Raw genomic sequence first — 12273 nt, forward strand, 5'->3', positions numbered from 1 at the left:
GCGGCAGGTCGGCGTCAGCCTGCGTGCTCGAACACAGCCGCCACCCAGTCGATGAACACCCGCAGCCGCGGCGATGGCGTACGGTTGCGCAGATAGACCAGGCTGACCGGGCTCGGTGTGGGTGGCATCCCGGGCAACAGCTCCAGCAACTGCCCGCGCGCGATGTAAGGGTCCATCCGGTAACGCGGTGCCTGGATGATGCCCAACCCGGCCAGCGCGGCACCGAGGAAGGCGTCCGCACCGGACACCCGCACGCGTGCCGGCAGCGGCACGTGGCGAACCTGCCCACCCTGCTGGAACTCCAGCGGAATCAGCTGGCCGGTGGCGCTGGAACGGTAGCCGACCATCTGGTGTCCCGCCGCCAGCGACGCGATGCTTTCCGGCCGCCCGTGTGCCTGTACGTAAGCGGGCGACGCCACCGTGACCTCGCGCAGCAACGCCAGGCGCCGCGCGGCCAGATCGCTGTCGGCCAGGGTGCCCACGCGGATGGCCCCGTCCACCCCCTCGCGCAGCAGGTCGACGTAGCGGTCGCCCTCGCTGACCTCCAGTTCGATGTCCGGGTACCGCTGCAGGAAATCCGGCAGATGCGGAAACAACAGGTGGCGCCCCAGCGTACCGTGCACCTCGATGCGCAGCGGCCCGCGTGGCGGCACGTCACGGAACGCGGCTTCGGCATCGTCCATGTCCGCGATCAGGCGCAGACAGCGGCCGTAGAAGGCCTCGCCTTCCAGCGTCGGCACCACCACGCGCGTGGTCCGGTGCAGCAGGCGCACGCCCAGACGCTGCTCCAGTGCTTTGATCGCGTCGGTCACCGTGGCCCGCGGCAGCCCCAGGTCTTCGGCGGCACGGCTGAAGCTGCGGCGCTCGACGATCCGCACGAACGCACGCAGGGCGGTGAATCTGTCCATTGTTCGGGCGGCCGGATGATGTTTCCGGATTATCCATGATTATCCGCGACGGCGGAGAGACCAAGATGGCCGTGCGCCATGCCGGCGCGCACTTCTGGAATCTGCCATGACCTCCTCTGCTTCCCGCTCTGTCGCCCTGGTCACCGGGGGCTCCCGTGGCATCGGCGCGGCCATCTCGCGCCGTCTGGCCGCCGACGGCCATGCCGTGGTGATCAACTATGCCGGGCGCCGTGATGAGGCCGAAACACTGGCTGCCGAATTGACCGCCAGCGGAGGGCACGCCATCGCCCTGCAGGCCGATGTCGCCGACCCACAGGCCGTGCACGCGCTGTTCGACGCCATCGATGCACGCTTCGGTGGCATCGATGTGGTGGTCAACAGTGCCGGCGTGCTGCAGTTGGCCGCACTGGCCGACAGCGATGATGCCCTGTTCGACCGTGTGATCGGCATCAACCTCAAGGGTGCATTCAATGTGCTGCGCGAGGCCGCGCGGCGCGTGCGCGACGGTGGTCGCATCGTCACCCTGTCCACCAGCGTGGTTGGCATCAAGCTGGAAAACTACGGCGTGTATGCCGCCAGCAAGGCCGCGGTGGAGACCATGGGCGCGATTCTCAGCAAGGAACTGCGTGGGCGCGGCATCACCGTGAACGCGGTGGCGCCCGGGCCGACCGCCACCGATCTGTTCCTGGACGGGAAGTCGCCGGAACTGATCGATCGGCTGGCGAAGATGAATCCGTTGGAGCGGCTGGGTACGCCGGAAGACATCGCCGGCGCGGTGGCGTTCCTGGCCGGTGCCGATGGCGGCTGGATCAATGGCCAGGTGCTGCGGGCCAATGGTGGGATGGTGTAGCGGCGTGCCAACCAAGGTTGGCACCTACCAGATCACGCCACATCGGTAGTCGCCCACCTTGGTGGGCGCGCGGCATGCCAACCAAGGTTGGCATCTACCAGATCATGCCACATCGGTAGTCGCCCACCTTGGTGGGCGCGCGGCATGCCAACCAAGGTTGGCATCTACCAGATCACGCCGCATCGGTAGTCGCCCACCTTGGGGCGCGCGCGGCGTGCCAACCAAGGTTGGCATCTACCAGATCACGCCACATCGGTAGTCGCCCACCTTGGTGGGCGCGCGGCATGCCAACCAAGGTTGGCATCTACCAAGGGCGCCTCAATGCGGTGTGCGCGGTTCCGGTAGACGCCAACCTTGGTTGGCGCCGCCCCTCAACCGCCGGGCATGGCCCGGCGCTACCGCGGGTGTTACCGGGTCATCGAATACGGTGCCTGCGCTCCCTGCCCCGGCCAGTCCTTGTTCGGTTCGGCCTGCATGGTGAAGTGCAGCTCGCCGCCGGCCAGGATCTCGTCATGGCGCAGGAACGTGCGCTGCAACGGCTTGCCGTTGAGGGTCACGCTGCCGACATAGGTGTGCTTGTCGTCCAGCCCTTCGGCCACGATGGTGAAGGTCTTGCCGTTGGACAGCCGCATTGCGGTCTTCGGCAGGAACGGGCGGCCGAGGATGTACTCGCCCGAGCCCGGCGCTACCGGGTAGAAACCCAGCGCGGTGAACACGTACCACGCCGACATCTGGCCCACGTCATCGTTGCCGGCCAGGCCATCGGGACGATCGGCATACTGCGTGTCCATGATCTGCTTCAGGCGTGCCTGCGTGCGCCACGGCTGGCCGGCATGCGAGTACAGGTAGGCCACGTGGTGGCTGGGCTCGTTGCCATGCGCATACCAGCCGATCAGGCCGGTGATGTCTTCCATGTGCTCGAAGATGGCCGGATCGACCTTCGCGTTGAACACTTCATCCAGGCGCGCCAGCAGTTTATCGCTGCCACCATGCGCTGCGGCAAGGCCGGCCACATCCTGCGGCACGTACCATGAGTACTGCCAGGCATTGCCTTCGGTGTAGTCGGTGCCGTAGCCACTGGCGCTGGGGTCGAACGGCGTACGGAAGCTGCCATCGCGCTTGCGCGCACGCATGAAGCCGGTGTCCTTGTCGAAGGCGTTGCGCCAGTTGCCCGCGCGCTTGTCGAAGGTTGCGGCCACATCGGTCTTGCCCATCGCCTGCGCCATGCGCGCGATGGTCCAGTCATCGAACGCGTATTCCAGCGTCTTGCTGGCTGCTTCGCCCTCCTCGTCGATCGGCACGTAGCCCAGCTCACGGTACTGCGCGATGCCATCGTAAGGGCCGTAGTTGGCGGTCTGCACCATCGCCTTCAGCGCCTTGTCCGCGTCGAAGCCACGAATGCCTTTCACGTAGGCATCGGCGATCACCGGCACCGCGTGGTAGCCGATCATGCACCAGTCTTCCAGGCCATGGAACGACCACACCGGCAGCATGCCGTAGGGACTGTGCTCATGATGGGCCAGCATGGAATTGACGAAATCGCTGTTGCGCTTCTCCGGCTGCACCAGGGTCAGCAGCGGGTGCAGCGCCCGGTAGGTATCCCACAGCGAGAACGTCGAATAGTTCGTGTAGCCCTTGGCCTGGTGCACGGCGTTGTCCGCGCCGCGGTACTGGCCGTCGGCATCCATGAACAGCGTCGGCCCCAGCAGCGTGTGGTACAGCGCGGTGTACGCGCTGCGACGCGCGTGTTCCGGTGCGTCGATATCCAGCACCGACAACGCCTGCGTCCACTCCTGCCTCGCCTGCGCGCGCACACGGTCGAAATCGAAGTCGGCCACTTCGGCATCGAGGTTGGCGATGGCGCCCGCCTCGCTGACCGGCGAAATGGCCACCTTCACCACCAGCGGTGCATCCAGCTTGCCGAAGTCGAAGGTGCCCACCAGCTGCCGCCCCTCCATCTGAGCGCGCTGCGCCGGGTCCTTCTCGCCCGGGGGCGCGAAGCCCTTGTAGACGATGTCCTGTTCGGTGTTGTGCAGCGCGTGGCTGGCCAGCGGCCGCGAGAAGCGCATCGCGAAATACAGCTGGCGGCCGGCGGCCCAGCCACGCGTCTCGCGGAAGCCGGTGATGGTGCCATCGCCACGCACGCGTACCCGCGACCACAGGATCTTGCCCGGGTAGTCATACATGCTGGTGCGCATGTCCAGCAGCACCTTGGCATCGGTGCCCTTGGGGAACGCATAGCGATGCACGCCCACGCGGGCGCTGGTGGTCAGCTCGGCGCGCACCTTGTAGTCGTCCAGGGTGACAGCGTAATAGCCCGGTTCGGCCTTCTCGTCATCGTGGCGGAAACGCGAGGCGTAACCGCTGCGTGGCTTTTCGGGGTCGCCGCGCTCCAGTCCAGGGTTGCCGGTGAACGGCATCAGCAGGATGTCGCCCAAATCGGAATGACCGGTGCCGGAAAAGTGCGTGTGCGAGAAACCGACGATGCTGCTGTCGTCGTAACGGTAGCCCGCCGCCCAGCCGTAGGCCTTCTCGCGCGGCTGGATGCGCGTGTCCGGGCTGAGCTGGACCATGCCGAACGGCACCGTCGCGCCGGGGTAGGTATGCCCCTCACCGCCGGTGCCAATGAAGGGATCGACCGAGGCATAGGCCTTGTCGGCGGCGGTCTTGGCCGGAGCGGCCGCAGCCAGGCCGGAGGCGAACATCGCCGTGGCGGCGACAGCGATCAGGAGACGACGGTCCAGCGTGGGCATCGGCATTTGGATCGATTCAGATGGTGGTCAGATCCTAGCACCGGGGTGACGGTGTCGCATGCTGCAGTGCGGATGCCGCCTTCAACGCATGCATCTGCAACCGATTGGATGGATCGACACTGGAATTGAAGGGATGCTGCCAAGCCTGGCGGGCCCATTTCGATGCGAACGCGCAAGCGGTTGTCGGAATGGGCACTACCGAGAAAAAATCAGCCCGTAATTGGAGACTTTCAGATGCAATGCCGGGTGGAACAGACCGCCAATGCGTGTGCAGGATATCCGCGCAGCGCGAACACCGCTGCCGGGTGTGGAACCCCGGAATGAGCTACGAGAGCTGCTTGCCGTGACTGCGGCGGGCGGTGCGCGGCGGCCGCATGGCCCTCCGGCTTTTCTCGTAGCTCAGCCGAAGTTCCAACCCCGCACCGCCCGCCACCCTTGCGGTGGCCACGTCCGTCAAGGAGCCATCGCATGTCGCATGAACCGCCCATCCTGACCCCGGAAATGGAATCCCTGTTCTTCCGCATCGAGCACGCTCTGAACACCGCCGAGGGCATGGCGATGATGATCGGCGAGAACGAACCGGCCGACCCGCAGGCGCATCTGCGCCCGGGCTACAGCCTGCAGAAGATCACTGTGGCGATGATGGCGTTGAGCCAGCATGGCCGGCGATTGCTGCATGAGCTGCGCGAGCAGCATGTGCGGGTGACGCTGCATTGAAGCGGACACCGCCGGGGAAATGAGCCGAGCGTGGCTCGGCTCCATGGAGGCCACTGAAGAGGCCACTCAATCCGGCAGCGCGCTCTGCAGTGTGGTGAGATCTGCCGCATCCACCGGCCGCACCACGCGCGCCACTTCCGTGCCATCACGCAACAGGATCACGGTCGGCCACAGCTTCACCTGGAACGAGCGGCCCAGCGGCTTGCCCTTGCCGTCTTCGATCTTCCAGTGCGGCAGATCATGTGCCTCGACGAAGGCCTGCAGTGCCGGTTGTGCAGCCTGGCAATGGCCGCACCACGGTGCACCGAATTCCAGCAACAGCCAACCGGCCTGCGCATCCACCTTCGCGCGGGCCGGCTCGGCTGCCACATGGTCACGCATGAACGGCATGCCGGTTACGCCTGCAGCGTGCGCTGGATGTCCTCCAGCGGCGCGTTTGTGAGATCCTTGGCGATGTCGGCCAGCAAGCGAGACTGCGTCTCCTTATGCAGCAACGGACGGATGCGGCCCAGCGTGGTGGGATCGGCAATCAGCACCAGATGCGCATAACGGTTGTTGAGCGCGTCTTCATTGAGCTGCTCGGCCACCTGCTTGGCGAAGGTCGCCTCGTTGAGCTGCGAGATCGACATGTCCTTGGGCACCGCACCGGATGGCCCCTGACCGGACACACCCTGTTCGCTGATGTCCTGCAGGCGCAGCTCGCCTTCCTGTTTAAGGGTGAGCTTGTGCTCGTTGCCGACGTTGGTGAACACGCGGGCCGAGCCACCATCGGCGACGATAACCAGGGTGCCTTCGGGAATGCGACGGGTCATGCGTTACTCCTTGCGTTGGTTCGTGACCACCGTAAAAGCCGTGGCGTGAGCGAGGCGAGCACAACATGTTCATTCGATGTGCGTGGGTCATGTGCATGAACAGGCATCATGGAACGCTGCGTTCGTACTGGTGCGATTCTCGGCACGCTCACACTGTAACCGTTATCATGAACGCATGATCGACACGACCCACTGCACGTCAGCACCTGTTGCTGGCCTGCGGGAAGCACTGCCGACCGGCGTTTCGCTTTCCATCATTGCCTCTCCCTCGCCTTTCCATCGCCTCGCGCTGGATCCCGGCGGATGACGCCTGCGGGCCCTGCCCCGCCTGTTCCCTGCGCCTGCCCCACCCGCGCGTGCACTGACACGTAATCGGACCCATCCGTTCGTCCCGCATGTCGCTCTGCGTTCTGGCAGCGGGCAATGCGTGTTGCGTGCGCGGCGTTTCATCGCACACACCTTTCGCCCCCTTCCGGGTCTTCCATCCGATGCCCCTGCGCCTGCTGCGCCAGCATCGCCGTTTCCGAATTCCGGGACATTCGTACCGCCCATTCCAACGCCATTTCCATTCTTCCAAGGGAGTCCCCATGCAGGACAACTCCGATGCCCATGCCCATTTCGGCTGGTTCAAACGCCGCCGCCATCTGAAGGTCGACGAGATCACCGTTGTCGACAAACCCATGCTCAAGCGCGCCGTCGGCGCCGCTGCACTGGGCAATGCGATGGAATGGTTCGACTTCGGTGTCTATGGCTATCTTGCCGTCACCATCGGCCAGGTGTTCTTCCCGTCCAGCAACCCCACCGCGCAGGTGATCGCCGCGTTCGCCACGTTCACTGTGGCCTTCCTGGTACGCCCGCTGGGCGGCATGGTCTTCGGGCCCCTGGGCGACCGCTACGGGCGCCAGAAGGTACTGGCCTTCACCATGATCATGATGGCATTGGGTACGTTCGCCATCGGCCTGATTCCCTCCTATGAACGCATCGGCATCTGGGCGCCGGTGCTGTTGCTGCTCGCCCGCGTGGTGCAGGGCTTTTCCACCGGCGGCGAGTACGGCGGCGCGGCGACCTTCATCGCCGAGTACTCCACCGACCGCAACCGCGGCCTGATGGGCAGCTGGCTGGAGTTCGGCACGCTGGGCGGCTATATCGCCGGTGCCGGTACGGTGACTGCACTGCACATGCTGTTGAGCAGCGAGCAGATGCTGGACTGGGGCTGGCGCATTCCGTTCCTGGTGGCCGGCCCTCTCGGCCTGCTGGGCCTGTACATGCGCATGCGGCTGGAGGAAACGCCAGCGTTCCGCGCGTTCGCCGAAGAGGCCGAGAAGCGCGACCATGAGCGCCCCGGCCTGGTCGACCTGTTCCGCGTGCACGGCCGCCAGCTGATCGTCTGCATGGGCCTGGTGCTGGTGTTCAATGTGACCGACTACATGCTGCTGACCTACATGCCCAGCTACCTGAGCGTGACCATGGGATATGCGGAGAGCAAGGGCCTGCTGCTGATCATCATCGTGATGCTGGTGATGATGCCGTTGAACATCGTCGGCGGCCTTTTCAGCGACAAGCTGGGCCGGCGGCCGATGATCATCGGCGCCTGCATCGCGCTGCTGGTGCTGGCGGTACCGAGCCTGCTGCTGGTGGGCAGCGGCAACGACGGGCTGATCTTCCTTGGCCTGATGCTGCTGGGCCTGGCGCTGGTGTGCTTCACCAGTTCGATGCCGTCCACGCTGCCGGCGCTGTTCTATACGCCGGTGCGCTACAGCGCGCTGTCGATCGCCTTCAACGTGTCGGTGTCGCTGTTTGGTGGCACCACGCCGCTGGTGACCGCCTGGCTGGTGGAACGCACGGGCGATCCGCTGGTACCGGCCTACTACCTGATGGGCGCGGCGGTGATCGGCCTGATCACGATGATCTTCGTGAAGGAAACCGCCGGCCTGCCGCTGCGCGGTTCGCCGCCGGCCGTGGGCTGCGACAAGGAGGCGGCTGCGCTGTTGAAGAGCGACGCACCGGTCACGGTGGACCGCGCCCTGCCGCCGTTGCCGGACGTGGCCGAACCGGAACAGGTGACCCCGGCCTGAGTGGCTGCGGTGGCGCCAGGCATTGCCTGGCGCTGCCGTCAGCACAGGGCTAGTCGGCGCGGGTCAGCTTGCCCGGGCTCCAGCGGTACACCCAGGCATGCTGACCTTCCGGTGGGCAGGCCACCTTGCCTCGCACGCACAGCTTCGAACTGCGGGTGCTGTTGAAGGTCACGCGGATGCGGTCACCGTCCATGGTGATCGTTTCCATTTCGCCGGGGATATGCACGCTGGCGTCATCGGCGTAGCCCGAGGCGCGGATCAACGCGTAGGTTTCGTCGTCATAGGCGGATTTGCCGGGTGACGTGGCCTGGCCCCGTGCATCGCCTTCGGCCAGCGGGGTCATCACCACCAGCTCGTTGAGCTGCATCGCGCTGCCGGTCTGGGTCGCGGTGTAGAGATAGATGATCTCCGGGCGGCCGTCGCCATCAAGGTCGGCATTGCCGGCCCACAGCGGGCGGTAGTCGTACTGGCTGTCGGTGCCCGGGTGCAGGCGCAGCGATGCCTCGGCGGTGCGGCGCGCCTTGTCGTAGCTCATCGGCTCGTTCGGCGCCTCGACCTTGGCATCGGCCGGCGTTGCATCCTGGGCCAGCAGCGGTGCCGCCACCGTCAATGCCATGGCCGCCACCAGCGCGCGCAGGCCAGTGGCCTGCCAGTGCTTCCGCTCGTACATCCGTGTTCCTCGATCAATGAATCTGCGGGCTCGGATCATCGCACAGGCGGGCCGGCAAGCGGCGTACTGTCGGCATGCAGTTCCATGGCGCGCATGACGATGGGCTTGGCCCAGTCCGGGGTGTGCAGCAGCTCCACCACCGACACCGGATACTGCAGGCCCTGGCGATCCAGCGCCAGCACCGGCAAGGGGGCAACACGTCCGTAGCGATCGGCCGGCGCGCTGTTGTCATACACATGCAGTTCGGCCAGGTGCGGCATCAATGCCAACAGGTTCTCGCGTGCGGAATCGAAGCGTGCGCGGATCTTGTCCTGCGGGATGTCGTGGCCACCGGCGGCAACTCGGGCCGCCACGCGGGACACGTGCAGTTCGATGGTGGCCAACCCGCAGAACCAGATCGCCACGTCATGCTGGCTGCAGGCCTCGCGCAACAGGCGCGGGATGGTGTTGCCACCCAGGGTGGTTTCAAAGGCGAAGTCGCTGCCGTCGGCGATCGCTTGGCGCAGCCGTCGTGCGCCCTCCTGCCACGCTTCAGCGTTGGCGTCGGCCAACGGCCAGCCCGCCTCCACCAGGCGCCGGGTGAAGCTGTCCGGGTTGTACCAGCCCAGGCCGTCGGCCTCCAGCCAGGTGCCGAGCAGCGAACTCTTGCCGGCGCCATTGACGCCGGCCAACGCCAGGATCCGCCCCATGATTCAGAGCGGACGGCCGAGCGCGACCTTGTGGCCGCGGCGGATCGGCTTGCCCATCACCTTGCCCAGCCCCTCACCCTGCTGCAGCCCGGCCAGCGCCTGGTCGAACTCGCTGCGCAGGCGCGAGAGCACGTTGCTGCGCTCCTCGCTGTCGCTGCCGCTGGCCCTGGCCAACAGCTCCTGGTAGGTCTTGATGTCCACGATCACCGCCTCGGGGTGATTGTGGTTGGTGATGACCAGCGCCTGCTTCTCGCGCACGGTACGCATCAGGCTGGGCCAGCCACGGGTCTTGACCGAGGATGCCGGGGCCTTGTCCAGGCCGGGCAGGTCGAGCGGGAGGGTCATGGCACGGCTCCAGCGGAAGGATATGTGGCCACTATACTCAATTTGGCCAAATTGGGGATTAATGGACTGCCCCCCCCCCCCTTTGCGCCGCGCCCGACGGCTCAGAACGCCCGTTCCCATTTCAGGCTCAGCAGACTGCGGTCGTGGCTGTACAGCCAGTCCACGTTGCTGTCGATGCGTGCGTAACGCAGGCTCAGGCTGGGGACCAGCCCAGCCACGGCCAGGCGCTCGCTGCGCACGATGGCGATCAGGTTCTGCTCGCTGTCCTGCCGACGCGCCTCCAGCAACGGGCTCCAGGCATCGTATTCACGCTCACGCAGCGACACGAACACCGTGGCCGTGGTGCCGCTCCACTGGCGCGCTGCGCCCAGGCGCAGGCCGCGTTGCCGGTAGCCATTGGCGGGATCGGCGGCGCTGCTGTCACTCAGATCGGCCCCGGCAAACACCGTCCAGCGCGGGTTGAGCGCGCGGAACCAGGTGGCATAGATCGCCGCCAGTTCACCGTCGTAGTTGCTGGCCACGCCCTGCTGTCGATAGCGCTGGCGTTTCCAGTCGGCTTCCAGTTTCAGCAGGCTGCGCGCATCTGCGGCGAACTGCCATTCGCCATGCATGCCGGCACCGCCCTGCAGCGCGTGGTTGCCGAGCCCCTGGTAATCGTAGCTGGGCGCCAGCAGCAAGGTATGCCGTGCGCTGCGCCAGCTGTAGCCGGCCTGCACGCTGGCATTGAGCTCGTTGTAGTCGCTGTGCCCACGCCACGCCTGGCCGAACGCCAGCCCGCGCAGGTACAGCCCATGGTGGCCGGCCAACGGCAGGCGCCGTTCCAGGCTGGCGTCGTAGTCCAGGCCGAACGCTGCCTGTGCATCGGGCAACCGGCGTTCGATGAAGCAGGTGGTGCCGTCACCAAACAGGCAGGTGCGGCTGGCCGAACTGCGGTTGACGTTGTCGCTCCAGGCGGGGCCGGCGGCGATGCCACCCTTCCAGCGCTGGCGTGCATGCAGGGCCTGCAGGTAGCCGTCCACCCGCGTACGCACGCCCGCCGTTGCAGGGTCGCCGCCATCGATGCCGGCTGCGATCGCCTCGAACAGGGCGATGGCATCGCGGTCGCGCTGGTCCTCGGCATACACACGCGCCAGTTCCAGCCGCGCCGGCAGGAAGTCCGGCTGCGCGGCGAGCACGGCCTCGTATTCGGCCGCGGCCTTGCCGTGCTGGCCACCCACGCGCGCCAGCGCACCCTGCGCGTAGTGGCGCAGCAGCGGATCGTGGCCAGGCAGTTCGATGTACTCGGCAAGGAAGGCGGCCGCGGCCTGCCATTGCTGGTGCTGCAGCGCGAGATAGAGCGCCTGGCCGAGGTCGTCGACAGTGCGCTCCACGCGGTACTGCTGGCCGTCGAGGGTGATGGTCGGTCGCTCGTGTTCGGCCTGGCGCAGGCGCTGCTGGTCCTGCTGTTGATGACGCAGCTCGCTGCCCTGTTCGAGCACACGGCGCAGGTCATCCTGCTGCGCGTGGGCATTGTTGAGCGGCCAGACCAGCAGCAGGACGACAAGAAAGAGAAGGTGGCGCATGTTCGATCCGGTTGAAGCACTATCGCGGGCCGAAGCAGGGACTGGCGGATCGCGGCTTGTCCCTGCCCTGCCCCGTCAGGGGCGTGGCGATCAGTTCTTGCTGCCGCCGAAGGCGGTGTCGTACTGGCTGTTGCCGGCGAAGGTGGCGATGCCGGCCAGGGTGGCGGCGTTGGCACCGAAGAACTGGCCCTGGGTGCTGCCCGACACCGAGCCGTTGGCCACGGCCGTGCCTGCGAAGGACGCATTGGCGCTGTTGATGGCAGCGTTGACGCCCACGGTCAGGCCGCCACCGGCGATCTGGCCGCGCAGGGTGCCGGCACCGAAGTCGGCGCGGAACGCACCGGTCAGCAGGTTGCTGCCGTTGAACTTGTTCAGGCCCGCCACGCTGTAGGTGGCCACGCCTGCCGGCAACGTGGTGCCTGCACGGTCACCAGCGAAATAGACCTGGCGGTTGTTGAAGCCAGCGGCGGCGCCATCCTTGGACCATTCACCAAACCAGACATCGCCGCTGCCCACCTTGACGAAGTTGAAGTGGCCCATGCCTGCGTGGTTGCCCGGGGTGCCGGTGATCGGCATGGCCAGGGTGCGCACGGTGGTGCCGTTGACGGTGGTGGGTGCCGAATAGGCGCTCAGGCCCTGGAAGTCCACGCGGGTGCCACCGGACACGGTGCCGACGCCGATGCCGGCCTTGCCAGCGACGTGCGGGCCACCATTGACCTGCGATTCGCCGACATTGACGTTCAACTGCGGATCGGTGACGGCGCTGGCGGCGCCGACGATATCGGCAGCGTGGGCGGCACCGGCCAGGGCCAGGCTGGCGGCCACGGTGAGCAGGGAGCGGGAGAACATTTTCATGGAAGAACTCCTTGGATTGAGGGAACTACAGGTACAA

12 protein-coding genes are annotated in these 12273 nt (G+C 66.4%); 3 read left to right on the forward strand and 9 right to left on the reverse strand.

Features of this window, described 5'->3' with window-relative positions:
* Positions 1-14 precede the first annotated feature (14 nt).
* Positions 15-908, reverse strand: a complete 894-nt coding sequence (locus tag LC407_RS07845; RefSeq protein ID WP_059064303.1) for a LysR family transcriptional regulator — start codon at positions 906-908, stop codon at positions 15-17.
* 106 nt (positions 909-1014) lie between these two features.
* On the opposite strand from LC407_RS07845, the gene LC407_RS07850 reads away from it, so the two are divergent.
* A complete protein-coding gene (locus tag LC407_RS07850; protein WP_154880545.1) occupies positions 1015-1758 on the forward strand; it encodes an SDR family oxidoreductase in 744 nt (247 codons plus the stop codon).
* 407 nt (positions 1759-2165) lie between these two features.
* On the opposite strand, the gene LC407_RS07855 is transcribed toward LC407_RS07850, so the two are convergent.
* The gene (locus LC407_RS07855) at positions 2166-4517 is read right to left on the reverse strand and encodes a GH92 family glycosyl hydrolase (protein ID WP_223482572.1); all 2352 of its coding nucleotides are present in this window, start codon (positions 4515-4517) and stop codon (positions 2166-2168) included.
* A gap of 462 nt (positions 4518-4979) precedes the next feature.
* Here LC407_RS07855 and LC407_RS07860 point away from each other — a divergent pair, with 462 nt between their 5' ends.
* Entirely contained in the window at positions 4980-5228 is a 249-nt protein-coding gene (locus LC407_RS07860) for a hypothetical protein (RefSeq protein WP_025874402.1), read from the forward strand.
* Positions 5229-5294: 66 nt separating this feature from the next.
* On the opposite strand, the gene LC407_RS07865 is transcribed toward LC407_RS07860, so the two are convergent.
* Together LC407_RS07865 and LC407_RS07870 are read right to left on the reverse strand one after the other, a co-directional pair.
* The gene (locus tag LC407_RS07865) at positions 5295-5618 is read right to left on the reverse strand and encodes a thioredoxin family protein (protein WP_134832644.1); all 324 of its coding nucleotides are present in this window, start codon (positions 5616-5618) and stop codon (positions 5295-5297) included.
* A 5-nt stretch (positions 5619-5623) separates the two neighbouring features.
* Positions 5624-6040, reverse strand: coding sequence for a host attachment family protein (locus tag LC407_RS07870; RefSeq protein ID WP_032974590.1), 417 nt, complete (start codon positions 6038-6040; stop codon positions 5624-5626).
* A 587-nt stretch (positions 6041-6627) separates the two neighbouring features.
* On the opposite strand from LC407_RS07870, the gene proP reads away from it, so the two are divergent.
* Positions 6628-8115, forward strand: a complete 1488-nt coding sequence (proP, locus tag LC407_RS07875; RefSeq protein WP_025874399.1) for a glycine betaine/L-proline transporter ProP — start codon at positions 6628-6630, stop codon at positions 8113-8115.
* 49 nt (positions 8116-8164) lie between these two features.
* Here the strand turns inward: proP and LC407_RS07880 are convergent, their stop codons facing one another.
* From LC407_RS07880 to LC407_RS07900, 5 genes are all read right to left on the reverse strand, one after another.
* Entirely contained in the window at positions 8165-8785 is a 621-nt protein-coding gene (locus LC407_RS07880) for a hypothetical protein (RefSeq protein ID WP_025874398.1), read from the reverse strand.
* A 35-nt stretch (positions 8786-8820) separates the two neighbouring features.
* A complete protein-coding gene (locus tag LC407_RS07885) occupies positions 8821-9474 on the reverse strand; it encodes a hypothetical protein (protein ID WP_088100079.1) in 654 nt (217 codons plus the stop codon).
* A 3-nt stretch (positions 9475-9477) separates the two neighbouring features.
* Entirely contained in the window at positions 9478-9819 is a 342-nt protein-coding gene (locus LC407_RS07890; protein ID WP_218787598.1) for a type II toxin-antitoxin system prevent-host-death family antitoxin, read from the reverse strand.
* 101 nt (positions 9820-9920) lie between these two features.
* Positions 9921-11381: a porin family protein gene (locus LC407_RS07895; RefSeq protein WP_223482573.1), complete on the reverse strand. Its 1461-nt coding sequence runs from the start codon at positions 11379-11381 to the stop codon at positions 9921-9923.
* A 90-nt stretch (positions 11382-11471) separates the two neighbouring features.
* Positions 11472-12236 carry a Slam-dependent surface lipoprotein gene (locus LC407_RS07900; protein ID WP_223482574.1) on the reverse strand — a complete coding sequence of 255 codons (765 nt, stop codon included), beginning with the start codon at positions 12234-12236 and terminating at the stop codon, positions 11472-11474.
* Between the last annotated feature and the right edge of the window lie 37 nt (positions 12237-12273).

The organism is Stenotrophomonas sp. OVS01A (assembly GCF_019969775.1).
Lineage (GTDB): Bacteria > Pseudomonadota > Gammaproteobacteria > Xanthomonadales > Xanthomonadaceae > Stenotrophomonas > Stenotrophomonas indicatrix.